The 26,158-nt window shown below is 35.8% G+C and carries 24 protein-coding genes; 19 read left to right on the forward strand and 5 right to left on the reverse strand.

Features of this window, described 5'->3' with window-relative positions:
• Positions 1-49 precede the first annotated feature (49 nt).
• The 6 genes from ACSG5Z_RS18115 to ACSG5Z_RS18140 all read left to right on the forward strand — a co-directional run bounded on the left by ACSG5Z_RS18115 (position 50) and on the right by ACSG5Z_RS18140 (position 4,842).
• Positions 50-247, forward strand: a complete 198-nt coding sequence (locus ACSG5Z_RS18115; RefSeq protein ID WP_435712026.1) for a hypothetical protein — start codon at positions 50-52, stop codon at positions 245-247.
• 86 nt (positions 248-333) lie between these two features.
• Positions 334-417, forward strand: coding sequence for a hypothetical protein (locus ACSG5Z_RS18120; RefSeq protein ID WP_239498657.1), 84 nt, complete (start codon positions 334-336; stop codon positions 415-417).
• Between the two features lie 757 nt (positions 418-1,174).
• A complete protein-coding gene (locus ACSG5Z_RS18125; protein ID WP_435711906.1) occupies positions 1,175-2,188 on the forward strand; it encodes a hypothetical protein in 1,014 nt (337 codons plus the stop codon).
• 250 nt (positions 2,189-2,438) lie between these two features.
• On the forward strand, positions 2,439-2,735 hold the full coding sequence (locus ACSG5Z_RS18130; RefSeq protein WP_088082716.1) for a protoporphyrinogen oxidase: 297 nt from the start codon (positions 2,439-2,441) through the stop codon (positions 2,733-2,735).
• Positions 2,736-2,954: 219 nt separating this feature from the next.
• Complete coding sequence (locus tag ACSG5Z_RS18135) at positions 2,955-3,431, forward strand: PH domain-containing protein (RefSeq protein WP_001182715.1); 477 nt, start codon at positions 2,955-2,957, stop codon at positions 3,429-3,431.
• Entirely contained in the window at positions 3,424-4,842 is a 1,419-nt protein-coding gene (locus tag ACSG5Z_RS18140; RefSeq protein ID WP_435711907.1) for a PH domain-containing protein, read from the forward strand. The genes ACSG5Z_RS18135 and ACSG5Z_RS18140 overlap by 8 nt, the downstream gene beginning before the upstream one ends.
• A gap of 189 nt (positions 4,843-5,031) precedes the next feature.
• Here ACSG5Z_RS18140 and hmoB read toward each other — a convergent pair whose 3' ends face one another.
• Positions 5,032-5,535 (reverse strand): heme-degrading monooxygenase HmoB, encoded by a 504-nt coding sequence (gene hmoB, locus ACSG5Z_RS18145; protein ID WP_000644084.1) that lies wholly within the window; start codon positions 5,533-5,535, stop codon positions 5,032-5,034.
• A 127-nt stretch (positions 5,536-5,662) separates the two neighbouring features.
• Here hmoB and ACSG5Z_RS18150 point away from each other — a divergent pair, with 127 nt between their 5' ends.
• From ACSG5Z_RS18150 to hemY, 4 genes are all read left to right on the forward strand, one after another.
• Complete coding sequence (locus tag ACSG5Z_RS18150; RefSeq protein ID WP_435711909.1) at positions 5,663-7,780, forward strand: transglycosylase domain-containing protein; 2,118 nt, start codon at positions 5,663-5,665, stop codon at positions 7,778-7,780.
• A gap of 189 nt (positions 7,781-7,969) precedes the next feature.
• Positions 7,970-9,016 (forward strand): uroporphyrinogen decarboxylase, encoded by a 1,047-nt coding sequence (gene hemE, locus ACSG5Z_RS18155; protein ID WP_000252608.1) that lies wholly within the window; start codon positions 7,970-7,972, stop codon positions 9,014-9,016.
• A 14-nt stretch (positions 9,017-9,030) separates the two neighbouring features.
• On the forward strand, positions 9,031-9,966 hold the full coding sequence (hemH, locus tag ACSG5Z_RS18160) for a ferrochelatase (protein WP_098556841.1): 936 nt from the start codon (positions 9,031-9,033) through the stop codon (positions 9,964-9,966).
• 19 nt (positions 9,967-9,985) lie between these two features.
• Positions 9,986-11,407 (forward strand): protoporphyrinogen oxidase, encoded by a 1,422-nt coding sequence (gene hemY / locus ACSG5Z_RS18165; RefSeq protein WP_435711911.1) that lies wholly within the window; start codon positions 9,986-9,988, stop codon positions 11,405-11,407.
• A gap of 43 nt (positions 11,408-11,450) precedes the next feature.
• Here hemY and ACSG5Z_RS18170 read toward each other — a convergent pair whose 3' ends face one another.
• Positions 11,451-12,803, reverse strand: a complete 1,353-nt coding sequence (locus tag ACSG5Z_RS18170; protein ID WP_435711912.1) for a DUF4026 domain-containing protein — start codon at positions 12,801-12,803, stop codon at positions 11,451-11,453.
• Positions 12,804-13,044: 241 nt separating this feature from the next.
• On the opposite strand from ACSG5Z_RS18170, the gene ACSG5Z_RS18175 reads away from it, so the two are divergent.
• Positions 13,045-15,411, forward strand: coding sequence for a DUF6359 domain-containing protein (locus ACSG5Z_RS18175; protein ID WP_435711913.1), 2,367 nt, complete (start codon positions 13,045-13,047; stop codon positions 15,409-15,411).
• Between the two features lie 104 nt (positions 15,412-15,515).
• Complete coding sequence (locus ACSG5Z_RS18180; RefSeq protein ID WP_001149501.1) at positions 15,516-15,815, forward strand: hypothetical protein; 300 nt, start codon at positions 15,516-15,518, stop codon at positions 15,813-15,815.
• Between the two features lie 96 nt (positions 15,816-15,911).
• Here the strand turns inward: ACSG5Z_RS18180 and ACSG5Z_RS18185 are convergent, their stop codons facing one another.
• Complete coding sequence (locus ACSG5Z_RS18185) at positions 15,912-16,766, reverse strand: hypothetical protein (protein WP_098133205.1); 855 nt, start codon at positions 16,764-16,766, stop codon at positions 15,912-15,914.
• Between the two features lie 229 nt (positions 16,767-16,995).
• Between ACSG5Z_RS18185 and ACSG5Z_RS18190 the strand changes: the two genes are divergently transcribed.
• The 7 genes from ACSG5Z_RS18190 (at position 16,996) to yknW (ending at position 24,531) form a co-directional block, all read left to right on the forward strand.
• Positions 16,996-17,397 (forward strand): BlaI/MecI/CopY family transcriptional regulator, encoded by a 402-nt coding sequence (locus ACSG5Z_RS18190; RefSeq protein WP_000184503.1) that lies wholly within the window; start codon positions 16,996-16,998, stop codon positions 17,395-17,397.
• A gap of 2 nt (positions 17,398-17,399) precedes the next feature.
• Positions 17,400-19,337 (forward strand): M56 family metallopeptidase, encoded by a 1,938-nt coding sequence (locus ACSG5Z_RS18195; RefSeq protein WP_435711915.1) that lies wholly within the window; start codon positions 17,400-17,402, stop codon positions 19,335-19,337.
• Between the two features lie 273 nt (positions 19,338-19,610).
• A complete protein-coding gene (locus ACSG5Z_RS18200) occupies positions 19,611-20,183 on the forward strand; it encodes a TetR/AcrR family transcriptional regulator (protein ID WP_061883872.1) in 573 nt (190 codons plus the stop codon).
• A gap of 215 nt (positions 20,184-20,398) precedes the next feature.
• Entirely contained in the window at positions 20,399-23,134 is a 2,736-nt protein-coding gene (locus tag ACSG5Z_RS18205; RefSeq protein ID WP_435711916.1) for a YhgE/Pip family protein, read from the forward strand.
• A gap of 146 nt (positions 23,135-23,280) precedes the next feature.
• The gene (locus ACSG5Z_RS18210) at positions 23,281-23,487 is read left to right on the forward strand and encodes a hypothetical protein (RefSeq protein WP_435711917.1); all 207 of its coding nucleotides are present in this window, start codon (positions 23,281-23,283) and stop codon (positions 23,485-23,487) included.
• Positions 23,488-23,526: 39 nt separating this feature from the next.
• The gene (locus ACSG5Z_RS18215; protein ID WP_435711918.1) at positions 23,527-23,829 is read left to right on the forward strand and encodes a DUF2087 domain-containing protein; all 303 of its coding nucleotides are present in this window, start codon (positions 23,527-23,529) and stop codon (positions 23,827-23,829) included.
• A gap of 24 nt (positions 23,830-23,853) precedes the next feature.
• Positions 23,854-24,531 (forward strand): YknW family membrane protein, encoded by a 678-nt coding sequence (yknW, locus tag ACSG5Z_RS18220; protein WP_223697179.1) that lies wholly within the window; start codon positions 23,854-23,856, stop codon positions 24,529-24,531.
• 65 nt (positions 24,532-24,596) lie between these two features.
• Here yknW and ACSG5Z_RS18225 read toward each other — a convergent pair whose 3' ends face one another.
• The gene (locus ACSG5Z_RS18225) at positions 24,597-25,100 is read right to left on the reverse strand and encodes a DinB family protein (protein WP_435711919.1); all 504 of its coding nucleotides are present in this window, start codon (positions 25,098-25,100) and stop codon (positions 24,597-24,599) included.
• Positions 25,101-25,192: 92 nt separating this feature from the next.
• Entirely contained in the window at positions 25,193-26,134 is a 942-nt protein-coding gene (locus tag ACSG5Z_RS18230) for a helix-turn-helix transcriptional regulator (RefSeq protein ID WP_435711920.1), read from the reverse strand.
• Positions 26,135-26,158: the final 24 nt, after the last annotated feature.

Raw genomic sequence — 26,158 nt, forward strand, 5'->3', positions numbered from 1 at the left:
GATCCAGAGAAACCAGAAACGACGGATCCAGAGAAACCAGAAACGACGGATCCAGAGAAACCAGAAACGACGGATCCAGAGAAACCAGAAACGACGGATCCAGAGAAACCAGAAACGACGGATCCAGAAAAACCAGAAACAACGGATCCAGAAAAACCAGAAACGACGGATCCAGAAAAACCAGAAACAACGGATCCAGAGAAACCAGGAACAATGGATTCAGAGAAACCAGGAACAACGGATTTAGAGAAACCAGGAACAACGGATTCAGAGAAACCAGGAACAATGAATCCAGAGAAGCCTGAAAAAGAATTACCGAAAACAGGACAGAAAATGCCTGTGGAACCATATATGGGAGCACTTCTTATCATGATGAGTTTTGGATTGCTCGTATTAGGTAGAAAACAGCAGAGATAATAAAAATGAAAAGGTATCCTCAAAGTATTGGAGGATACCTTTTTTATTTGGCATAAAAAACATTTAGCAAAAGAACTCGATGCAAATAGAAACAAAAAGGAAGAAAAAGTTCGTCCTATTTTCTTGATATGGTTATATCAAAAAATAGCTATATATATTTAATGTGAAAATAAAAGGTTAAAGGCCTTCGTAATGTTTGGGTGAAAAAATAGTTATCTATGTAATTAATTTGAGTACTTTAAGAAAGAGGGCTTTTTCCTAAAGTATTCAAAGGGTGATAGTCCAATAGCAGGTGGGAGATGAAACTCGTTTTAGCACTGTATTAACACCTTAAAATGTAGATAGGGGAAAATAATGTAAAAAAAACTATTGTATATTTAAAAACCTTATGTTACATTTGTGTTACAGAAAAGTTACAAACGGTAACTTATGTTACGGTTTGTTTTCTTTTGTTTTTCTTTATGTTACGAAAATATGTAAAGCTAAAAAAATAGCAACCTAAAAATAGTTTTTCTATGTGTATAAGAGTGTGTGTAGTAAAGAGCCTGGTGAGAGCTTTACGCACATTATTAAAATTCCTTTCTGTCTTAAAAGAAGAAAACCAACTACCAACTATTTAGGAACTTTAAGTAATGATAGTAAATGAAATGTACTTCCTTTCCCACACACAAAGTACATCTTTATTTTCAGTCTAATTACTACACAGACTTTTATACATATGCTGTTATTGTTTTAGGAATATATAGGAGGAGAAAAAATGAAAAAGTTATTAATGGTAATGGGACTTACGTTTTTAATGTTAGCTGGATGTAGTAATGGGAATTTCGACAAAGCAATGGATGAAGGGAAGACCGCGTTAACGAATAAAGAATATAAAAATGCCTTATCATCATTTGAAAAAGCGCTAGATGAGAAAAAAGACGATTCAGATGCAAAGATGCTTGTAGAACAAACGAAAGTAATGATTGAAGCAGTGAAGTTAAAAGAAGAAACAAAGGTAGAAGAATCAATCAAGTCATTTGAAAAAGTAGAGAACATGAAGAATGGAAATGCTACGCTTGTAAAACATGCAAAGGAAGAACGCACAGCATTACTAGCCATCTTAGAGCAAAACAAGAAGTATAATGAGCAACTGACGAAAAGTGAAGAGTTAATAAGTAAGAAAAATTATGCAGAAGCGAAAGAAATATTAAATAAGCTAGTTACAGAAACAAAAGATAACAAGAATCTTGAAGAATATAATAAAAAAGCGGTAGGATTAGTTACTAAAATGAATGAAGAAGAAAAAACTGCAAAGAATGAAGCAGCGAAGGCACAAAAAACAAATGCAGTAACGAATCAAAAGGTAGCAACAGAAAAGACTCAAAAAACTGAGGCAGAAAAAAATCAAAAGGTAGTAGCAGAAAAGAACCAAAAAACTGAGACAGAAAAGAATCAGAAGGTAGTAACAGAAAAGAACGAAAAAACTGAGGCAGAAAAAAATCAGAAGGTAGTAACAGAAAAGAACGGAAAAACTGAGACAGAAAAGAATCAAAAAGTAGAAACAGGAAAGAATCAAAATGCATTTACTTTTGAGAAAGCGAAAGAATATATCAAAAATGAATATAAAGAAGACTATGATTACACGCTAGAGAATACGCAAGTAGAGAATGGAAAGAAATATTATCAAATAAGAGTGCATACGACATATAAAATAGAAGGTGCAGGTGGACCAGGGTTTACTGGCGTATATAAAGTATTCGAAGATGGTACAATCGTTGAAGTGCACTAAATTGATGACAAAGGTATCCTCAAAGTATATGAGGGTACCTTTTTTAGCATAAAAAAAAGGCATCTAGCAAAAGTACTAGATGCAAATAAAAACACAAGGGAAGATAAATATCTTCCCGTTTCCCGTATGTAATTATATCAAAAAATTTATAAAAAACTAGCTTTATTTTTTATATAATTGAAGTGTAAAGCCATGAAAGTATAAGATTACACTATTTTCATAGTGTTTTATTAAAAAAGGAGCTGCGTATATGATTAATTTTAAACCAGAAAATTTGAACCAACTATTAAAAGTGATGTTAATTAGTGCGAATAAGTCTTATGATGCGATTAAAGATTATGAATTTACGGGAGAAGCAGTAGTGTTCCGTGTAGACTTCGAATATATTGACGTTTCTCTAATGATTGTAGATATGTTAGGAAGATCTGCTTCTAAATTTAACATTTTGCCATATGCCCGTCCGAATACGAATGAAATAGATTACATTCAGTTTCAAGTGTATTCGATTAATGAAGGGAATTTTAAAGAAGTAATGGATACGATGTAGAAAAACTATAAAGTGAAACTTTAATCAGTGGGAGATTCATCCCCACTGATTATTAGTTGAACCAATCGGACGTTTACGGGCAGTTGATCGCCCACCTAACTTCTTTGCTCCACTGAAATTTTTTGGGAGTTTTACTGCCCGTTAACGTGGGGTAATTTTACAAATATGTATATACCAACTAATATATAATTAATACATTCATATAATTGGAGTGATGAGATGCAGCCGTTAGAAAGAGAGATTCATTCTAATATGCTGAAAGTGTGGAGAATTCACGCTTTAATTGGGGCGGCAGTTATACTAGCAGTCGTAATTGCATATTTCTTTTTTATGATCAATTTTAATTGGTGGGGTTGGTTGTTTGGCTTGTTAGTAACAGGCGCTATTACATTTATCCCGCTTGATTATTTTGTGTTTCCAAATTTACGTCAACGTTATTATAGTTACAGATTAAATGAAGAAGAGATTGAGATTCAAAAGGGAATGTTCGTTGTGAAACGCGTACTCATTCCGATGATGCGTGTGCAGCACGTAACGATTGAACAAGGACCGATTATGAGAAAGTATAATTTAGCAGAATTACATATTTCAACAGCGGCAACTTCTCATAGTATTCCAGGTTTAACGAAAGAAGAAGCAGAGCAGCTGAAAAGACAAATTGGAGAACTTGCGAAAGTGAGTGATGAGGATGTATAAGAGGCAACATCCGATCACGATATTGTTAGGTATTCGAATTGCGACTTTGTTGCCTTTTATTTTTCTTGTTTTATTTAAATCAGATGGCCAAGTGAAACCTTGGTATTTCTTACATCTCGTTCTTTTGGCCATATTATTTATTATGGCAATTTTCTCAGCGATAAAATGGTATTTCAAAGTGTACTGGGTTGAAAATAATATTGTACATATAAAGCACGGTGTGTTCGTTAAGAAGGAAAGCTACTTAAATAAAGAACGTGTGCAAAATATTAGTACGTCTTCTAACATCATTTATCAAGTGCTTGGACTGACGAAATTAAATATAGAAGTAGCAGGCGGCGGTAGTGAGCCGGAAGTGATGTTAGCTGGTATTAAAGAAGATGAAGCGAAGGAACTGATTGCTTTATTAAATAAAAAAAGAAGCGCTGCGAGTGAAGAAGTACCCATGGCAGAAGAAAGTAAGACGATTTATCAGTTAACGATGAAAGAGATTTTAGCAGCTTCCATTACGTCTGGTAGATTCGGATTAGTGTTTTCAGGATTACTTCTTATTTACACAGAGTTTAATCAATTTCTTCCAGAATGGCTCATAAATAAAGTGGAAGCGTATGTGATGGATAACGGTGTATATGAATTAATCGTTATGGCCGCGATTTTAATGGCGGTTTCGTGGGTCGTTTCGACAGCTGGCTATGCGTTAAAATATGCGAACTTTAAAATAGAGCGAAACGGAAATGAAGTTCGCATCGTGCAAGGGTTATTTGATAAGAAAGAGTTTGTTTTAAAATTACACCGCATTCAAGCAATTACGGTGAAAGAAGGCATTCTTCGTCAGCCGTTCGGTTATTGCTCTGTCGAAGTGGAAGTCATTCAAAGTATAGAAGCAGCTGGAAATGAAGTTATGTTACATCCTTTTATGAAAAAGAAAGATGTCCAGCAGTTACTTACATATTTGCAGTTACCGTATGAAATGGAAGAGGAAATCGTTCATTTACCGAAGGCTGCATTACGTCGTTACGTAATAATGGGCTGGATTACAAGTGCTGTGCTCGCACTGCCGATCATCGGTACGAGTATATATTTCAAACAAAATATTGCGTTGTTCTCTTTAATACCACTATTTATCATATTTACGTTACTTGCATACGCTCGGTATAAAAGTGGCGGATATATGATACGAGACAATCAGTTAGTCATGGTATATCGTGGTCTTGCGAAATATACGGGGATCATGCGAAGAAGGCATGTTCAAGCGGTAGGATACAATCAGTCGCATTTTCAAAAGAAAGACGAGTTATGTACAGCTGCCGTATCAGTAGCAGGACATAAATATAAAGTGAAGCATATGCAAAAAGAAGACGCACTTCGCATATATAATTGGTATAAAGAAAAAGGAAACACCGGTGCGTAACGGTGTTTCCTTTTTTGTGTCGTGATTTGTCGATAAGTCGATATATTTCAAAAATCGCTGATATAATTTGAGTTGCGCTGATATATCTGAAAAATCGCTGATATATTTCGAGTTGCGCCGATATATTCGAAAAATCGCTAATATAATTTCATGTACCGTAGCCTTGGAGGAACCACAGTACAAAAATCCTTAAACTAACACATCAAAAGTAGTCACAAATGACGGACGAGAGAAGATACTTTTCTGCTGCTCTGCATGTGGATGCGCCTGAGCCTGAGCTTGTCCTTCCGCTTGTGCAGGGCGTTTTTTATGAGCGTTTTCGAATGAACGTGATTCTGTCCAGTCTTTAAAGTTTTGCTCCGTTTCCCACATCGTTAAGATGACATATGTATCGTTACTTAATGGGCGTAGAACGCGGATTGCTTGGAATCCTGGTTCGTTTTCGATAAGGCCTGCGCGGTTTTTAAAACGGTTTTCAAATACTGGGCGACCTTCGTCTGTTACAGAAATGTTGTTACAAACGATGTAGCCAGGTTGTCCTTTAAATTCTCCAACAGCGTCTAGTACGTCATATTGAAGTGCTGATTCTACTGATTCTTCTGTATTTTCTTTATAAAACATATCTTTTTCATTATTTTTTGCAGTGAAATGTGCTTGTTCTAGAGGTGTTTCGTATGAAATAATAGCCTTCATTTTAATGCCCCCTTAATTATTTGTTTCTATTATATCAACTCTCTTAAAAAACTTCGAAGATTATATACATAAAGATACTTCTTTTTCAAATAATAAATGTACCATCATTTGGAAAGAAGGCCGATGTATGAAGAAAGTAAAGTGGACTTTATTAGGTGGATTCGCAACGCTAGTATTAGGGATTGTACTTTATAAATTTATTGTGTTAGCTGGTGGCTATATGATGGATGAAAAGCAGCTCGTTTTCCACTCTTCATCACGTATCGTTGACCAGAAAGGGAAAGAGATTACGAAATTATATGTAGAAAATAGAGATCTCGTACCCGTCGAGCAAATTCCAAAGCATGTCCAGCAGGCGTTTATTGCGGTGGAAGATTCTCGTTTTTATGAGCATCAAGGAATTGATTATCCGTCTATATTCCGTGCTCTTTATAAAGATACATTAGCTGGAGAGAAGGTCGAAGGCGGTAGTACGATTACGCAGCAACTCGCTAAAAACGTTTTTTTAACTCGTGAAAAAACAGTTACGCGTAAATTGAAGGAAGTCGCAATTTCCCTTCAATTAGAGCAAAAATATACGAAGCAACAAATTCTTGAAATGTATATGAATCATATTTATTTTGGGCATGGGGCTTACGGTATTCAAGCAGCAGCAAAGTTGTATTTTAATAAAAATGTAGACGATTTAACAGTAGAAGAAGGAGCGATGCTTGCAGGTCTTCCGAAGTCACCAAATGGATATTCACCTTATTTCTCTCCAGAGAAGAGTAAGAAGCGCCGTGATCTCGTATTGTCACTTATGCATAAACAAGGCTATTTGACTGCCGAAGACAGCGTACGTTATCAAGGAAAGACCATTGCTCTTTATAAAAACTTAGATGAGAATGAACTCGCATATATGCCGTATATTGATATGGTTATAGATGAAGCAGCTCGTTTATACGGATTGTCTCATCAAGAAGTACTGCGCGGAGGATATACGTTTGTCGTACTGATGGATGAAAAGATTCAAAAGGTAGCGTATAACCAGTTTCAAGATGCAAGGAATTTCCCTGGAAAAGAAGAGGGGGCACAAGGTGCTTTTTTATTAATGGATAATCGTACGGGCGGAATTAAAGCGGCGATTGGCGGAAGAAAGTACGTCCCGAGAGGCTTTAATCGTATTTTCGCAAAAAGACAGCCCGGTTCTGTGCTAAAACCACTTATCGTCTATGCACCAGCACTCGAAACGAAAAAGTATAATCCGTATTCTTTATTGACGAATGAAAGAAATTCATTTGAAGGCTATGAACCTCGAAATTATAAACATTCATATTCGAAAGAAATGACGATGTACGATGCGATTTTAGAGTCAGCAAATGTGCCGGCAGTTTCTTTATTAAATGAGTTAGGGGTAGAAGAAGGAAAGCAATATTTAGAGAAAGGAAATGTTCATATTGCAGACGCAGGGTTAAGTACAGCGCTTGGCGGATTGAAAAATGGTGTTTCACCATTTGATCTTGTAAAAATGTATCGTGCGTTTTTAGCAAATGGCGCTATTATTGAGCCGCACGTTATTGATAAAGTGTTAAATAGACACGGTGCAGTTATTGGAGAATCGCCAAAAGTAGAAACGAAAATATTCTCGAAACAAACGGCGTGGTATATGACGAAAATGTTAGAAGGAGTTGTAAAGGAAGGGACAGCGAAAGCCGGTGTATATAGCGGGGCGTTAGCTGGGAAAACAGGTACAACTTCCTTGCCAAATGACGATAATGGAGCTAGAGATATGTGGTTCGTCGGCTATACACCAAATTTAGTAGGTGCTGTTTGGATTGGTTATGACCGTACGGATAAAGAGCATCAGTTGCAAGGAGAAAGTGCGTCAGCAACGAAATTGTTTAAGAAAATTTTAACGAAGGCAAATGTTGAACAGAAAGAGCAGTTTATGAAACCAGAAGGTGTGGAAACAATCGGTGCTCCGATTCGTTTGCGTAAGATTGAAGATGTGAAAATGAAATTAACGTTTAGCCCTTTCGGTTTATTTAAAGCAAAATTAAGCTGGACACCACTTCCAGATGAAAGAATTATGTATCGTATTTATAGAGTGGAAAACGGAGTTCATACGCATGTAGGCACTGTAAATGGTGCCGGAGAATATGAGGAAAAGTTCGTTAACATCTTTTCAAAACCGAGTTTTTACGTTGTACCATATAACACACAAACGAAACGTGAAGGAGAAAAGTCAAAAGTAGCTAAACCATAGTTTTTCTCTGTGCTATAATAAGAATGTTGTGAAAATAGTAAGCGGTTTTACGAATGTTTGTGTCAATTTCATGAACAACGTACATAATGTTATGCATTTTGTTTTTACAAGCTGTATAGTAAAAAAAGATAAATATCGGAATAGAACGTATTTAGAGCAAAAGCATGGGCAAGGAAGGGAGCAAGGGTCTTGGTAAGAACTATAAATGAGACATTTTTAAAAGCATGTAGGGGGGAACGTACTGATTATGTACCAGCATGGTATATGCGTCAAGCAGGTCGTTCGCAGCCGGAATATAGAAAGATAAAAGAAAAGTATTCTTTATTTGAAATTACACACAATCCAGAGTTATGTGCTTACGTTACAAAGTTACCAGTTGATCAATATAACGTAGACGCAGCAATTCTGTATAAAGATATTATGTCACCACTACCTGCAATTGGTGTGGATGTAGAAATTAAATCAGGTATTGGCCCAGTTATTGATAATCCAATCCGCTCTTTACAAGACGTAGAAAAACTAGGGGAAATCAATCCAGAAGATGACGTACCGTACATATTAGATACGATTCGTTTATTAACGACAGAAATGTTAGACGTACCGTTAATCGGTTTTTCAGGAGCTCCATTTACATTAGCGAGCTATATGATTGAAGGCGGTCCATCTCGCAATTACCATAATACGAAAGCGTTCATGTATGCAGAGCCGAAAGCTTGGTTCGCATTAATGGATAAGCTAGCAGATATGGTTATTACATATTTAAAAGCGCAAATTAACGCAGGAGCAAAAGCGGTTCAAATTTTCGATTCTTGGGTTGGAACAGTAAATGTAGCAGATTATCGCGTATTTATTAAACCAGCAATGGAGCGTATTTTTGCAGAAGTTCGCCCGATGGGTGTTCCAATGATTATGCACGGCGTAGGAGCTGCACACTTAGTAAATGAATGGCACGACTTACCACTTGATGTAGTAGGCTTAGATTGGCGCTTACCAATCGAAGAGGCACGTGCACGCGGCGTTCATAAGGCGGTACAAGGTAATATGGACCCGTCATTCTTACTTGCGCCATGGTCTGTTATTGAAGAACATGTAAAAGGTATTTTAGATCAAGGGATGAAAGAGCCAGGTTATATCTTTAACTTAGGACACGGTGTATTCCCAGAAGTAAATCCAGATACATTAAAACGTTTAACTACATTTATTCATGAATACTCTAAAGGGCAGTTAGCGAAGTAAAGGAGCATTGCTGTATGAAAAAGAAAATTGGTTTGCTTGTAATGGCATACGGAACGCCATATAAAGAAGAAGATATTGAACGTTACTATACACATATTCGTAGAGGAAGAAAGCCAAGTCCTGAAATGCTAGAAGATTTAACAGAGCGTTACCGTGCAATTGGTGGTATTTCTCCTTTAGCTACTATTACATTAGAGCAAGCTAAAAAGTTAGAGAAGCGTTTAAATGAAGTACAAGATGAAGTAGAGTATCATATGTATCTTGGCTTAAAACATATCGAACCGTTCATTGAAGATGCAGTGAAAGATATGCATAACGACGGTATACAAGATGCAATCGCACTTGTTCTTGCGCCGCACTATTCTACATTTAGCGTGAAATCTTATGTAGGGCGAGCACAAGAAGAAGCTGAGAAACTTGGAAACTTAACAATTCACGGCATTGATAGCTGGTATAAAGAACCGAAATTCATCCAGTACTGGGTTGATGCAGTGAAAGGTATATATAACGGTATGTCAGAAGCAGAGCGTGAAAAAGCAGTATTAATCGTATCTGCACATAGCTTACCAGAAAAAATTATCGCGCTTGGCGATCCATATCCAGACCAATTAAATGAAACAGCTGACTATATTGCAAGAGGTGCTGAAGTAGCCAACTATGCAGTAGGTTGGCAAAGTGCAGGAAACACACCAGATCCTTGGATTGGTCCAGATGTACAAGATTTAACGAGAGAATTAAATGAAAAGTACGGTTATACTTCATTCGTATACGCACCAGTTGGATTTGTTGCGGAACATTTAGAAGTTTTATATGACAACGACTTTGAGTGTAAAGTTGTGACAGATGAAATTGGCGCGAAATATTATCGTCCAGAAATGCCAAATGCATCGGACGCATTTATTGATTGCTTAACAGATGTTGTATTAAAGAAAAAAGAATCTGTATTGTAAAAAGAAAGGGGGAGCATGCTTGAGGAAAAAAGTTGTAATCATCGGCGGTGGCATCACAGGATTAACAACAATGTATAACTTGCAAAAAGATATTCATGACAAGAACTTGCCGATCGATACATTACTGATAGAAGCATCTGGTAAACTTGGCGGGAAAATTCAAACCGTTCGAAAAGATGGATTTACAATTGAACGCGGACCGGATTCTTTCTTAGCACGAAAAGAAAGTGCCTCTAGACTGGCGCGAGAATTAGGTCTTGGTGATGAACTTGTAAATAATAAGGCCGGTCAATCATTTATCCTCGTAAACAATCGGTTACATAAAATGCCGAGCGGATCGATGATGGGAATTCCAACGCAAATTACGCCGTTTCTATTTTCCAGGCTGTTCTCCCCAATTGGTAAACTAAGAGCTGGTTTTGATCTGTTAATGCCCAGGTCAAAGCCAGTATCTGACCAATCACTCGGGCATTTTTTCAGACATCGCCTCGGCAACGAAGTGGTTGAAAATTTAATAGAACCATTACTATCGGGTATTTATGCAGGGGATATCGATGAAATGAGCTTAATGTCAACATTCCCGCAAATGTATCAAATTGAGCAGAAACATCGCAGTATTTCACTCGGTATGCGTACGCTTGCTCCGAAAAAAGAGAAATCTGAACCGAAAAAGGGAATCTTCCAAACAGTGAAAACAGGTTTAGAATCTATAGTAGAATCTCTCGAAGCGAAGATACATGAAGGCACGATAATAAAGGGAACTCGCATTGAAAAAGTTGCAAAACTTGGTGATGCTTACACGATTACTCTTAGTAACGGAAAAGAAATAGAAGCGGACGCGGTCGTAGTGGCAAGTTCACATAAAGTATTGCCATCTATGTTTGCACAGTACAAGCAGTTTCGTTTCTTCCGCAACATTCCGTCTACATCAGTTGCAAATGTGGCAATGGCTTTCCCGCAATCAGCCATTCAGCGCGATATTGAAGGCACAGGGTTTGTCGTATCTCGAAATAGCGACTACACAATTACAGCATGTACGTGGACACATAAAAAATGGCCACATACAACGCCAGAAGGAAAAACGCTTCTTCGTTGTTACGTCGGTCGTGCTGGTGATGAAGCAGTTGTAGAACAAACAGAAGAGGAACTCGTTCACCTTGTACTAGAAGACTTACGAAAGACGATGGATATTACAGAGGATCCTGAGTTTACAGTCGTAAGTCGCTGGAAAGAAGCGATGCCCCAATATACAGTAGGCCATAACGAGCGAATGAAGAAACTCACAACATTTATGGAAAAAGAGTTGCCAGGTATATACTTGGCAGGTAGTTCTTACGCTGGTTCTGGTCTTCCGGACTGTATTGATCAAGGTGAGAAAGCCGCAAAGCGTGTACTATCTCATTTGGAGAAAGTAATGGAGACGGAATTACTCGCACAATAAAATATAAGAAACGCCTTCAATCATATTGAAGGCGTTTTGTTACTTATTCACCAATAAACATATATAAATTATTTGGCTTTATAACGGAATCTCCCGCATAAATAACCCATTCTGTTAAGTTTTCAAACTCTAAATGATAACTATTTCCCTCACTCATATCTTTTATAAAATATGGTTCATTAATGAGTATTCCTTGAATGAAATCTTCCGTAATGTTTTGCATTTCAAACCACATATGTTCACTTTTTCCTTCTTCGTAGGAAACACCAAACTTAGCGAGGAAACGAAAATCTTCATTTGATTGTTCAATGTGAAAAATATTGCTGAAATACCCGAAAGTATTCTTCGCATTGTAAGCCATACGATCGGTTTCACTATTTGTTTTATAGAACATGAGCCCTGTAGCTTCCTCGTGTTCTTTGAAAAAACTTTCAATATATTCTTCTGAAGTATTAAATTTGAATAAAAGAACGGACGGAGATTGATGGTATTCATCTCGGTCATCCATCCCGCCTAAGAATACGTTTTGTGCATCTATTGGTTGTATTTTCACTTCTTCATCCTCGATTGAAGACAATTGATCCATACTCGTTTTATGCCCAATATAAGATAATCCCTTTTCCCACGGAACAGCTACTGTATGGATAGAACCTTGCTGACTATGCGCGATCACGATAGGCTCATTCATAGGGACTTGTCCATTCTCAACGGCATTATTAGCAAATGTTTGAAAGAGATCACCAATGCCGTAATAGGACGAAATACGATTTGGAATAATTAATTCTATTTCTGTTACGCCTGCTCTTAAAAGGCCATGTGTATGAAACCAATATTGCGTAGGCTCACCTTCTTTATCGTCTTCATAAACAGAATGAATAACATACAAGTCAGGAATGTCAGGTAATAATTCATTTTCAACGTGATATTCAATATAGCTTCTAGATATCACTTTCATTGCGGCACTTGAATCGATTACAAATAACAAATCTGGAGCGAGGTGCCATAAAAACTGTAACTGCTGGAAAAAGCAGTCCAATACATCGCCTACAAATAGCGTACGAGTGAAAATTTCAGTTCCATAAGCAGCATCTTCAAAATGACGATCTACGATTGTAGAATCTTGTCTATTGTACATTTTATATTCTTCTGGGTTATTTGCCTCATCAATATGCAGCTCATACGGTATGATTGTTTCATCCATATGTAACTCAACAATAAGGCTTGTCTCATCACTAAAAACAATTTTTAACTCATCAACTTTAGTAGAGATAGTTTCTAGCCGCTGTTTTAACTGCTCAATTGTAATTCTAGTAGGTATAACGGCAATCATATCTGAAAAATGACGTTCTAATGTTCCATTCATAGCTGCGCGGTATGTTTCTGTTTGCACTTCCATCCAATCACTCCTATTCAAATGAATCCATTTTACGTGCCAATGAACTTTCGATATTTTCTGTTTTCTCTCTCTAACATTATAGAGTGCATTCATAGAAGGTGTAAAATTATTATTTTGTATTGTAGTTTGAAAACGAGTAAATTAGATTAATTTTTTGTAAAACTTGTCGAAATACCATTCTATATAACGAATCATTTGATATGATAGAAATGCTGAGAAAATATGAAATAGGGAGAGGAAAATGGCTGTGAAGAAATTGTTAAGTGTCTTTTTATCATTCATACTATTGCTTTCATTTACTGGAACTTTAGTACAAGCAGAAGAAAATACTTCTATGTCAGTAGAAAAAGCAATTCAAGTATTTAAACAGCAAGGGAAAACGAAGGGGATAGTGGAAGGGTATATCGTTGGATATACGCAAAGTCCTTCTAAATACACGAAAGATCCGGCTAAGTTTGATGATACAAACGTAGCAATTGCCGATTCGCCAAATGAAACGAATCCAGACAAAATCATGCCTGTTCAGTTGCCGAAAGGTGATGTGAGAGCGGCAGTAAACGTGAAAGATCATCCTGAAAATATCGGGAAGAAAGTTAGTTTAACAGGGACGCTTGAATTATATTTTAGTAGCCCAGGTTTAAAATCAGTAACGGCTCATAAGTTTCAAGGGGAAGGACAAAACCGTGTTAGCGATGTAGTAGCTTCGCCTGGTAGCGGAGAAGTTGCGAAGGGCACAGCGGTAACATTAACAACGAATACAGAAGGAGCAACAATCTACTATACGTTAGATGGCTCTAACCCTACAAATAAGAGTGTTCGTTATAACGGACAAATTGTAGTGGATGAAAATAGTGTGATTAAAGCAATTGCAGAGAAAGAAGGGCTTACTTCTTCAGCGATTTCAACATTTTCATTTATTATCGTAAATAATGAACCAGTTCGTATTCATGATATTCAAGGGAAATCACATATTTCTCCTTACAAAGGGAAGAAAGTATACAATGTGGAAGGTGTTGTAACAGCACTTGATAAAAATGGTTTTTATATAGAAGATAATCAGCCAGATAATGATCCAGCTACTTCAGAAGGTATGTACGTATACAAAAAAGATGCAAATGTAGCGGTAGGAGATCTTATTCAAGTTGATGGAGAAGTAGAAGAATATGTTGGACCTGGATATGCAGAAAGGTTTGACACAGATTTAACGACGACGGAAATTAAAGCGAGCCGCGTTGCTGTAATCGCAAAAGATCAACCTTTACCAGCACCGATTGTACTTGGAGAAAACGGTGTGAAAATCCCTGATCAAATTATCGATAATGATGCATTCGGTTTATTTGATCCAAATGAAGATGCGATCGATTTTTATGAAAGTATAGAAGGTATGCGCGTTACGATGCCAACGCCAAAAATTATTGCACCTCAGAAAAACGGAAATTTATATGTAACAGTAGAAAATGGCGGAAATAAAGTCGTAACAAAATATGGCACACCTTTATTAGATGAAAATCAATTAAATCCAGAGCGTCTTTCTGTAAAAGTACCTCGCGATTATGTAGCAAAAGTAGGAGATACTTTCACTGGAGATATAACAGGGGTAGTAGGATATGATTACGGTTCGTTCCGCATTGCGCCAATAACGGAATTACCATCTGTAGTGGACGGTGGATTTAAGCAAGTAGGGGCGAATATTCAGCCTCGTCTTGATAAGTTAACAGTTGCTACATATAACATTGAAAACTTCTCGGCGAATAAAAAAGAAACAACAGATGAAAAAGTAAAAGCGTTAGCGTATTCTATTAAATACAATTTAAAAATGCCAGATATTATCGGTGTAGAGGAAATGCAAGATAATAACGGAACGATTAATGACGGTACAACAGATGCTTCGTTAAGCGCAAAACGTATCATTGATGCAGTTCTAGAAATTCGCGGACCGAAGTATGAGTATGTAGAAATTGCTCCGAATAATAATCTAGACGGAGGAGCACCAGGAGCGAATATTCGCGTCGGTTTCTTCTACAACCCATCACGCGTGAAATTAGCAGCAGTACCGAAGTTACTTGATAAAAATGTCGTTCGTATTGGAGACGAAAGTTCATTATTTGAAAGTACACGTAAACCGCTTGCAGCAGAATTTACGTTCCAAGGACAAAACGTTGTTGTCGTTGCAAATCACTTAAACTCAAAAATAGGAGATGCAACGCCATTTGGAAAAGTGCAGCCGCTCGTATTAAAGAGTGAAGAAAAACGAATTCAGTTAGCGCAAGAAGTAAATCAATTCGTACAAGGAATTCAGAAAAAGAACACGAATGCACCAGTTGTTGTGTTAGGAGATATGAACGATTTTGAGTTCGCTAAACCACTAAAAACATTAGAAGGAACAAACTTAAAAAATATGTTAAACACAGTGCCGAAAGAGAACCGCTACACGTACATTCATGAAGGAAATGCACAAGTGTTAGATCATATTTTAGTAACAAACAACATCGCACCACACACAATTGTAGACCCAGTACACTTAAACTCAAACATTATGAAAGAACATGGACGTGTAAGTGACCACGACCCAGTACTTGCTCAAATTGATTTGAAGAAAGCTTCTTAAATAGTCATGAAAGAATGCTTAGAGATATACTGAGCGTTCTTTTTCTGTAAAAATCATGTTAAAATTAATTAAAAATTCAGCTTTTTATAATGAGGAGGTTAAAGATGCAAGCGTGGTTAAATGGAAAATTAATGAATCAGCTTGCAATTTTGTTTTGTACAATCGTCATGCTCCAATTTGTAGCGGAGGTAACAGGACTTACTCAAAATTTGGATATTACATATAACTTAATACATACAGCATCGTCCTATGTAACGTTTAGTTTGGCAGTCATTTTTACTTTAATAGGTGCAAGAAGAGAATTAAGTACATATGCAATTATTTTATTATGTTCAGTTGTAGGTATTAAAGCGATTTATTTTGCGGCGGTCGTTATTTTATGGGGATTGGCAGGTACACCGTAAAGGGGAGATGATTATACGATTGATAAATGTAAATGAGAATAAGAGCGTAATTCTCTAAGCTAACTTAGGGAATTACGCTCTTATTCGTACAATCACTTAGTCTGAAATTGCTTGAAGCGCTTTTCTACACCGATCTCTTTTTTGGAGTCTTCTTCTATATTTTTTTCTATCCCGCTTTACTCCTTGTATATACATAAATAAGCTAACGAGAAGGAAGAAAGCACATTGCATCGTTAAAATGTACGGTGACATGCCTTGCAATGGTTGTTTCGGATCATATAAATGAATAGGTGCTCCGCCTATTGAAGGAAATATTGTATTTAGCAGGACGTAAGGAATGGAGGCAACTGCAAATGGAAAGAGAATTGCCATATAGTCCTTTTGTGACCATACAGATGCAGCAAGTCCTAAAAGGGCCATTAAACCTGCAAATAAAAAATTAATTCCGATATATACAGTAATGTAAGTGAGAGGCGCATCGAAATATAGGTTTGCGAACATTCCATCAGCATTTATGATGCCTGAACCAATCGTAGGTGTTCCGTCTGGAATGGTTAATTTGCAAAATAATAGCGATAAGATGAATGGAAATGTATAAAGAAATCCTCCGCAAAAAAACGTAACGATATATTTCATTACTGAATAAGGAAATAAAGAAATCCCCTTACTCACAAACGGTTTAAAACCATCTGACTTATCCGAATTGTAACTTGTACTAAAGGGGAAACTCGCAATAACTGGCATTAATAATAAATAAACATCCATTTCATTGTCGCGAAATCCGATCCATTTTATATCTGTTGAAATAGGTCCACTCGCTGCGTCTCCTAAATAACGAATTACATAGTAATAGTGATAAATACAAATAAGAACGAATCCACTAAACATAATAATTAAAGAAATACGACTATAAAAAGCTTGCTTTATATTTAAACGAAGCGCACGCATCATGACTGAAAAAGCCTCCACTGTTTTGATAAACTTGTCTATTTTCTATATTACTATTAAATGTAAACATTTTCTTGTTTTTTTTATTTGATTATTTGAAAAAAGGGAAATTTGATGTCGTTAAGTAAGGTTTAACTAAAATTATATTTTCTAAAATATGGTTGACAATTAAGTATTACATTTGTAATCTTAATTGTAGATTACAAATGTAATACTGAGGAGTGAAATATCTATGACAAATCAATTACCTAAAATATCTGAAGCGGAATTAGAAATTATGAAAGTACTTTGGTCAAACTCTCCACAAACAGCGAATGAAATTATAGAAGAACTAGAAGATGCAATGGACTGGAAACCGAAAACAATCCGTACATTAATTAATCGGTTAGTACAAAAGGAAGCCGTTTCTTACCATCAAGATAAAGGGCGCATGTATGCTTATTATCCGTTAGTATCACAAGATAATTATTTGCAAGTTGAAACGAAATCTTTGCTAAAGCGTTTTTGCGGCGCAGCGTTTAAGCCATTACTTGTTAATTTTTTAAAAGAGGAAAAATTGTCTTCAGAAGATATTAATGAACTGAAACGCATTTTAGATGAGAAGACAGAGGAGAACAAGAGGAAGGATAGATAACAATGATAGACATGCTTATAAATGTATACCTTCCTCATTTTTTTGATTGGCTTATAGAAACGTCACTTATGGCTAGCATATTAGTTGGATTTATTTTATGTATAAAAGTACTATTTAGAAATAAATTAACGCCCCGGTGGCAATATATGCTGTGGATCGTACTAATGATACGACTCCTTTTACCATGGTCACCGGATAGTTCTTATAGTATTTATTCATTATTTTCCTATAGTTCTAGTGTGTCGGAAGTTATTCAGAAAAATACACCTTCACCTGAGAATACAGTGAATGACGAGATGCAACATACAGTGGGATTAGAACAAAATGCTGAAACTGTGACAAAAAATAGTGAACCTGAAGTAAACGTGAGTTCGGAACAACAGACTGCATTGTCTTTATACAAAGTTGCTCTATATGTTTGGTTAGCTGGGGTGATCATATTAGCAGTCATAACGTTTATTACAAATAGACGTTTATATTCTTACATAAAAAAACAACCGGATATTACGGATGAACAGGTCGCTACAGTGTTTAATCGCTGTAAGCAGTCTATGAAAATGAAGAAGACAGTTTCATTACGTTTAGCAGGAAAGATTGCAAGTCCAACGGTTTTTAGTTTCTTCCGTCCGAAAGTATTACTATCAAAAAAACATATGAAAGTATTAAATGAGCAACAATTACAATATGTCTTTTACCATGAGTTAGCTCATATTAAGAGAAACGACGTAGCTGTAAATTGGATTATGTACAGTTTAATCCTATTAAATTGGTTCAATCCGATTCTTTGGTACGCCTATTTTTGTATGCGAGAAGATCAAGAATTAGCTTGTGATGCATATGCGCTTACGTTTATAGATAAAGAGGAGCAAATTGCATACGGTCATACAATTATTACCCTCCTAGAACATTATTCCTATCAAGTACCAAGCCTAGCAAGTTTAAGTAGAAATAAACGAACATTAAAAAGGAGAATCGTTATGATTAAAAAGTTCCAAAAGAAATCGTATCGTCTTTCTTTACTTGGAGTTATTGCTATAGCAGCTATAGCAGGCGGATTTTTATTAAATGCAAGGATAACTGAGGGGGATGAAAGACAGAAAGAAAAGGTTGTAGAAAAAAAGAAATCTAAAGCGGCTTTTGAAGAAGCGATAGAAACAGTATTAGGCACACCGGAGAATGCAAGTAGAGAATGGGGGATGTCAATAAAGTCATATAAAATGAATACAGATTTTTTATATTTGGCAGAAAAGAATTTTACAAAAGAAGAATTTGAGCAGTATGTTCAATTATTTAAGGAAGCCCAAGAAATTCGTAAAAAAGCAATGGTTAAGAAAAATGTGCCTGAAAATTATGATGGAGATACAAAGGAATATAAACCTGAACGATTGAAGAAAGCTGATCAGGAAAGACTAGCTACTATTGAGAAGACATTAAAACCACTTGGAGAAAAGCTGGAGAAATCTTTAACATATACTATAGAAGAAGCGAAAAATCATGTGCCATTTCAAATTAAGCAGCCGGCTTATATACCTGAAGGTTATGAGTTAAAGAGAGAATGGGCTGATTCATATTTTGGAAGAGATATAGAATTAGTTATTAAATCAGAATATAAAAAAGGGAAATATGGTTTTACAATTTATCAGTCAAGAATGTATGCAGGTGGTAATAAGGATCCACTACACTACATGATGCCTGGAGAAGAGAATCTAGAAAGTTATAGTTTAGACGGGAAAGGAATGGTCTATAATAAATCTTCTCATGGAGAGGGTAAGTTAAAAGGGCTCAAAATGTTTGTACCAGCACAAGGTAAGAATAGTGAGTATCAAATTGTCATAGTGAATGATATTTTTACAAGAGATACAAAGATATACGAAGAGATAATCGATGATGAGCTAACTAAGAAAGAGATGGAGAAAATCTTACTTTCTATGTCAAAATAAAAGACAGTGTTCTTAAAGTTTTGGTTTTAAGAACACTGTCTATTTAATTAGATTTCTAGAGTGATCTATCCAGCAATTATTATGAATATATTCTTGCTTTCCATATAAGCATTCTTTTTGATACACTATGGACAGTATGATATAACTTGACTGGAATTTTTTTATACTGGAAATAATAAAAAAGAGAACTTGTATACAATGTAAGCGTGTGGTAATATCAAAGATGTACTGATTGACTATATTATCCAATTGGTCATTTTTGGAGGTGACGATGTGGCAATAGATCGAAAACGTTCTATTATTGAAGCTGCAACAAAGTCTTTTTCAGCGTTCGGTTATAAAGCAACAACGATGGATCAAGTAGCGAAGTTAGCGAATGTAGGAAAAGGAACGATTTATACTTTTTTCAAAAATAAAGAAGAGCTATTTGGTGAGATTATTTCTAATTTAATTACAGAAATGAAGCAAGTTGCAGAAAATGCAATTCGTTCAGATGTTTCATTTTTTGAAAATGTACATAGAGCATTATATAGCATATTAGAATTCAGAAAAGAACATCAGCTCATGATTAAGTTAATTCAAGAAGAGCGTGATATGGGAACGAAAGAAGTACAAGAAGTGATGCAACAAGTAGATGTGGAAATCGTTTCTGTCATTCAATCGTATTTAAAGATTGCGATTGAAAAAGGTGAGATTAGCAAATGTGATCCAGAAATTACAGCATTTATTATGCTTCGCTTATACGTATCGCTTATTTTTGATTGGGAAAAAAATCATAAACCGCTAGAAAAAGAAAAAATTGCAGAATTATTCGAACTTTATTTATTAAAAGGATTGTCAAACTAAGATAATCCTTTTATTATTATAAAAAAGTGACCACTTGAACAAAATGGTCATATATTTATTTTAGGAGGGATAATAGAAATATTTACTTCATAGTAAGGAACAGTTGCATAGTATACATTCGGGGATAAGGCATATGTATGAATAGGTATAGCCTTTTTATTTGGGAGAAAATGACCAAATGGACAATTTAGTCATTTAGAAAAGGGGGAGAAATGATGAAATGGAATCAGTTACTTCGTAAAGAGTTTACTGAAATTATAAAAAGTAACAAAATATTAATTCCAATTATCGCGGTTTTATTCGTGCCAATTTTATATGCAGGTATGTTTTTATGGGCCTTTTGGGATCCGTATAAACAGTTAGATGATTTGCCAGTGGCGGTAGTCAATTTAGATAAAGGTGCAGTATTTGATGGGAAACCAATTGAGGTTGGAAAAGGGCTCGTTGATAACTTAAAAGATAATACAAGTTTCAAATGGGAATTTGTAAGTGAAAAAGAAGCGAAAAAAGGAATGGAAGGTAGAAAGTATTACATGCTAGTACGCATTCCAAATGACTTCTCAAGTAACGCTACAACGTTATTAAAAGATGATCCAAAACCATTAAACTTAGAATACATTCCAAACGAAAGCTTAAACTTCTTATCTTCACAAATTGGCGGAACAGCCATTGAAAAAATTAAAGGTGAAGTATCAAGTACGTTAACAAAAACATATGCAGAGAAAATGTTTGATTCTATTCAAGACGTCTCAAAAGGATTAGCAGATGGGGCGGAAGGAGCAAGTAAACTACACGACGGATCAAGTGAGCTGCATGATGGTTCAAGTAAAGTGACAGATGGCCTTCATACACTTCAAGGGAAGTCTGGAGAGATGAAGGATGGGGTAGGGAAGCTATTTGATGGATCTGGGAAAGTAACAGTAGGTTTAAATACGTTAAATAGCAAAACAGGTGAGATGCAAATAGGTATCGGAAAATTAGTAGATGGCTCCGGAAAAGTAACAGATGGTTTACATGTATTAAATAGCAATGCGGGTATTGGGAAATTAGTAGATGGCTCCGGAAAAGTAACAAACGGTTTAAATACGTTAAATAGTAAAACCGATGAAATGAAAAAAGGAATTAGTGAATTGCATGATGGATCTGAGAAAGTAACAAACGGTTTGAGCATATTGATAAGTAAAACAGGCGAATTAAAAACAGGAACAACTGAACTATCAAATGGTATGGAAAAACTTGCGGGAGGGCAAAGTCAATTAGAGAAAGGTTCTCAAGAGATTCAAAAGGGTTTGCAAGAGTTAAATAATAAAGTACAAAACTCTGTTGCAGGATTAGAGGAAATGCAGTTGAAAGTTCCTGCTATATTGAATACAGTAAATGAGAAAATAGATGGTGCTGGGGCGAATGTAAATCAGTTAAATGAATTTACGCAATCAACAGCAGGAGATGCAAAAACTGCAGCACAAGATGTAGCGAATTTACAAAAGCAAATTGAAAGTTTACCAAAAGAATATCAAGAGCAGTTACAACCATTCATAACAAGTGCCGTAAAAAGTACAACGACAGTTCAGCAAAAAGCTGCCGGAGTAGCAGGTGGAACAAATAAATTAAATGAAGAAGTAAAACAATTAAAAGGTGAAATCGGTGAAAAGACAAGTGGGATGCAAAGCAAAATGCCGAATCCGGAAGATGTAGGAAATTTAACGAGTGGTATTAAAAAATTAACAAATGCACAAAACGAATTTGTAAGTAAGTTTCATGGATTAGGTGAAGGATTAGGTAATGCTAAAGTAGGTGTAGATCGATTAAAAAACGGATCAGGGCAATTAATTGATGGTGTAAATCAATTGTTTGATGGATCTGGAAAGGTAACAGAAGGCTTAGGTACATTATCTGTAGGAGCAAACCAAATGGCAGGTGGTGTAAATCAATTAGCAGATGGCTCAAGCCAAGTAACAGGCGGTTTAGGTCAATTATCTGTAGGCGTAACGAAATTAGCGGATGGTTCAAGCCAAGTAACAGGCGGTTTAGATACATTATCTGCAGGAGCAGGTCAAATGTCAGGCGGAATAACGCAATTAGCAAATGGCTCTGGCCAAGTGACAACAGGATTAAGTACATTGTCAACAGGCTCAACCCAGCTAATCGACGGAGTAAATAAACTAGCAGACGGATCAGGAAAAGTAACAGATGGCCTCGTAAAAGTAAACGATGGTTCCGGTGAACTTGCTGAGAAACTTGGTGAAGGAGCAGAGAAAACTGGTGAAGTAAAAGGAACCGATAAAACGTACGATATGTTTGCAAGTCCTGTAAAAGTGAAGACGGAGAAAATGGCGGAAGTTCCTAACTACGGAACTGGATTTACACCGTATTTCTTATCACTCGGTTTATTTGTTGGAGCATTACTCTTATCAATCGTATATCCATTACGTGATACAGTTGGTGTTCCTAAATCAGGATTTAGTTGGTTTATTAGTAAGTTCGGCGTGTTACTATCAGTTGGTATTATTCAAGCGGTAGTAGCAGATATTATATTACTATTCGGATTAGGTGTAGAAGTACAAAGTATTCCGTATTTCATACTCTTTAGCATCGTTACAAGTTTAGCGTTTATCGCATTAATTCAATGTTTAGTAACAGCATTCGGTGATGCAGGTCGTTTCATCGCCATCATCACATTAATTATTCAGCTTACAACAAGTGCTGGAACATTCCCACTAGAATTGATTCCGAAGTTTTTACAGCCATTCAATGCTTGGTTACCGATGACATACTCTGTATCCGGATTGAAAGCAGTCGTATCAAGTGGAGACTTTAACTTCATGTGGCAAAACATAGGAGTACTCATGATTTTCATCGTTGTATTATCACTTGGAACAATTGCATCCTTAACTTGGATGCACAAACGACAATTTAGAAATATTGCGGAAAACCAATCGATTGAAGCATAGAAAAAAGCACCTTTTCGGTGCTTTTTTATTTTAATGTAGGGTATCTTTTCTGTAGTTTATATATAAACCTTTTTAAAAGCTATAGAGACGAAAGAAAAGGATTTACAACAATTTACAGAGAAAACTAGAATAGAGGAGTTGATATGATGAAAGGAAATCTTACTTATTATTTTATCTTAAATCCGCTAATCATCTTTCTTGTTTACGCCCTTTCACCTATCTTGTTTCGTAAAGAAAAATATATAAATATGAAAGATGCACTAGGAATACTTTTAGTTTACTATGTGCTAATTAGCGGGTATTACCTTATGGATGTTGTAAGTGAAAGAATGAAGAATAGTAAGGACAAATAATAAAGTTTCATGGCATAAAAACCGATGGAGGACAACAAAATGACTGAAAGTGAAATGAAATTTCGTGATACAACCATTCGTAACTTTTTCGATAAAGAGGACCGCCTAAAATCGATTCCAGGTCAAAAGAAGAAAAAACTAGTATTGTTAGAGTATTTAATTAGCAAGTTAAACGCTGAAAATCAATATACGGAAAAAGAAATTAATACATTTATAAAACAATATTATGATGATTTCTGTACGAGTAGACGTGAGTTTATTGTGCACGGATTTATGGATCGAGAGGATAATATGTACCATATAAATGGGAGAGAAGTGTGGACGAAGTGGGAGGAGTTATAAATGTAATGAGGAAGGGGAATTTTCTTGCAAGCTAGTAGTCTTATAAGTGAAGAGATTTCGGGAAAACCATCAATTTTAGGGATATTCACTTCGCCAACAGTGCAATTTAAAAGGATGAAGAATCAAAGAAATATACTTTTACCACTTGTACTTTTAATAGTACTAATTATAATTTCAAGTGCTTTCATGTCATGGAATACTTTAAACAATCCTGCGCTTAGTATGTTTCATGATAAAACGGGATTTACGGTACCGAAATATATAACTTTCTTTACTACATTTGGGGTTTCCGTAATCAGTGGAATCATAGCCTTATTTTTTGCGCCTATATTCTATAAAAACATTATGATTTTTTTCGGGGTTGATATTACCTATAAAGAAACATTTCCTATCATTATTTATGCTTCGTTTGTATTACGATTAGGGATGATTTTAAACGGATTCATTGCATTGTCTCTAAATGGATATGAGATATCTTATACGAGTCTAGGGGCAATAGCAACGGATAACATGGTTTTGCATACAATCGCTCAAAGAATAGATATATTTAATATTTGGTATTACATTTTATTAGGCATCGGTTTGAAAACGATAACAAATTTACATAAGGAGAAACTTATTCCTCTTATTATTGTCCTTTTCGTTTTCACTAGTTTATTAGCGAGTATGGCTGGATTTATGCAGGAAATATCTAAACCGTAAAGATATATGGGAAGTAGAAATATAAAGGTGGTTTGGATATAGATCAAACCACCTTTTAGCATTTTTTATACTAAAACTTTTGTCTCCAGTCTGTCTTTCTGGCGCAGATGATGTGCAAAATGCATAGAAATAAGCTGGAACCATTCTGCTGCATGTAAGTAACCAAGCCCAGGGTGCTGTACTTTACAATCATTTGGAATAGAAGGAAGTGTTGGCTCTATTTTTTTTACAATTGTAATTAATTCTAGAAGCTGTTTCTGTACGTCTTCTTTATTAGCTGGGTTTTCAGGCGTATATCCAGGATAATCTGGTAATTTGATTTTTATGTCTGGGAAAGCTCCCATCATATATACCTTTTCTCCCATATCCGTTTTCTTGTTAGTTACAGAAGGCACTTCAGTTCTGCATTTCACGATTGCATCTAACTGCATGCGTGTAGCTGAAATTAAGTGATTATACATTTGACCGAGAGACCATTCCTCATTAGAAGGCTTCATCCTAAATTGTTCTATAGAGTACTTTTCTAATTCCTCTATGTAGTACGTTGCTAACTCTTCAAATTTCTTCATATCACTAACTCCTTTTTATGAAAATGTATTTGTTACTACCTACTATAAAGAGCTAATGCTGACAACATTATGTCAGTAGTGAAATGCAACAATTAAAGTTTTAACATTTTCTTTGCTTCATCACGGATTTTCTCAGATAGAACGTTTGGTTCAAGTACTTGCACTTGGCTTCCCCAGCTTAATACCCATTGAAATACTTCGTCTATGTTTCTTGATTTCAAAAAGACGTGAAAACCATTTTCTCTATGCTCGTATGAATCTATAAAGAAGTATCGTGATTCAATAATTTTATGTGCAATATGGGCTGGGAATAATAAATGAATCATCACAGTACGGTTGCTTTCAGGCTGATATTCTTGCAAAGAAAAGTCTTCGGGTTTTGTAAAGAATTCTTGTTCTCGCTGTAATTCCTCCATTCGATTTAAGCGGAAATTACGTATTTGTTTTCGAAGTAAACAATGGGCAACGACGTACCAAATTCCTGAAATATTGACTAAGCCGTAAGGATGAACGGTCCGTTTTATTTTTGTAGTTTCTCTTGGTTTACGATAAGAAAAAGAGATAGCCTGTTCTTTTTGGATAGATTCTTGCAACAGGATAAGTTGTTTTTCAAGTTTTTCTTGTTCAGATTGCTTGTGTGAAAATATAGGAGAAAGGAAACGGAAAGTCCCTCGTAACTCTCGGGCTTTCTTTTGTTGATCAGTAGGGAGGACAACCTCGAGTTTCTCTTTTGCCGATTTTGCATGTACAGAGAAAGAAGAAGTGAAAGTTTTCTCGATATAATCACCGCCTAATAAAAGAGTAACAGCCTCTTCAGACGTAAGTTGAATGGGTGGTAAGAAATAACCATCCATTAATGAATAGCCGTGACCGGGCATGGCGAAAAGTGGGACGCCAGATTCACTAAGTGCATCCATATCTCTATAAATCGTTCTTATACTTGTCTCAAATTTTTCAGCTAAGCTTTGTGCTGTAACAGTTTGCTTTCTTTGTAATTCAATTAATATAGCTAATAAACGATCCGTCCGATTCATGAAATATCCCCCTGTATCTTTTAT

This window comes from Bacillus pretiosus (assembly GCF_051294775.1).
Classification (GTDB): Bacteria; Bacillota; Bacilli; order Bacillales; family Bacillaceae_G; genus Bacillus_A; species Bacillus_A wiedmannii.

Coding starts and splice junctions, on each gene's coding strand:
- ACSG5Z_RS18175 (WP_435711913.1), top strand. CDS start 13,045: ATGGCTGTGAAGAAATTGTTAAGTGTCTTTTTATCATTCATACTATTG.
- ACSG5Z_RS18120 (WP_239498657.1), top strand. CDS start 334: ATGCCTGTGGAACCATATATGGGAGCACTTCTTATCATGATGAGTTTT.
- ACSG5Z_RS18190 (WP_000184503.1), top strand. CDS start 16,996: ATGACAAATCAATTACCTAAAATATCTGAAGCGGAATTAGAAATTATG.
- ACSG5Z_RS18125 (WP_435711906.1), top strand. CDS start 1,175: ATGAAAAAGTTATTAATGGTAATGGGACTTACGTTTTTAATGTTAGCT.
- ACSG5Z_RS18210 (WP_435711917.1), top strand. CDS start 23,281: ATGAAAGGAAATCTTACTTATTATTTTATCTTAAATCCGCTAATCATC.
- ACSG5Z_RS18225 (WP_435711919.1), bottom strand. CDS start 25,100: ATGAAGAAATTTGAAGAGTTAGCAACGTACTACATAGAGGAATTAGAA.
- ACSG5Z_RS18230 (WP_435711920.1), bottom strand. CDS start 26,134: ATGAATCGGACGGATCGTTTATTAGCTATATTAATTGAATTACAAAGA.
- hemH (WP_098556841.1), top strand. CDS start 9,031: ATGAAAAAGAAAATTGGTTTGCTTGTAATGGCATACGGAACGCCATAT.
- ACSG5Z_RS18150 (WP_435711909.1), top strand. CDS start 5,663: ATGAAGAAAGTAAAGTGGACTTTATTAGGTGGATTCGCAACGCTAGTA.
- ACSG5Z_RS18140 (WP_435711907.1), top strand. CDS start 3,424: ATGTATAAGAGGCAACATCCGATCACGATATTGTTAGGTATTCGAATT.
- ACSG5Z_RS18205 (WP_435711916.1), top strand. CDS start 20,399: ATGAAATGGAATCAGTTACTTCGTAAAGAGTTTACTGAAATTATAAAA.
- ACSG5Z_RS18215 (WP_435711918.1), top strand. CDS start 23,527: ATGACTGAAAGTGAAATGAAATTTCGTGATACAACCATTCGTAACTTT.
- hmoB (WP_000644084.1), bottom strand. CDS start 5,535: ATGAAGGCTATTATTTCATACGAAACACCTCTAGAACAAGCACATTTC.
- ACSG5Z_RS18130 (WP_088082716.1), top strand. CDS start 2,439: ATGATTAATTTTAAACCAGAAAATTTGAACCAACTATTAAAAGTGATG.
- ACSG5Z_RS18185 (WP_098133205.1), bottom strand. CDS start 16,766: ATGATGCGTGCGCTTCGTTTAAATATAAAGCAAGCTTTTTATAGTCGT.
- ACSG5Z_RS18195 (WP_435711915.1), top strand. CDS start 17,400: ATGATAGACATGCTTATAAATGTATACCTTCCTCATTTTTTTGATTGG.
- ACSG5Z_RS18170 (WP_435711912.1), bottom strand. CDS start 12,803: ATGGAAGTGCAAACAGAAACATACCGCGCAGCTATGAATGGAACATTA.
- ACSG5Z_RS18135 (WP_001182715.1), top strand. CDS start 2,955: ATGCAGCCGTTAGAAAGAGAGATTCATTCTAATATGCTGAAAGTGTGG.
- ACSG5Z_RS18180 (WP_001149501.1), top strand. CDS start 15,516: ATGCAAGCGTGGTTAAATGGAAAATTAATGAATCAGCTTGCAATTTTG.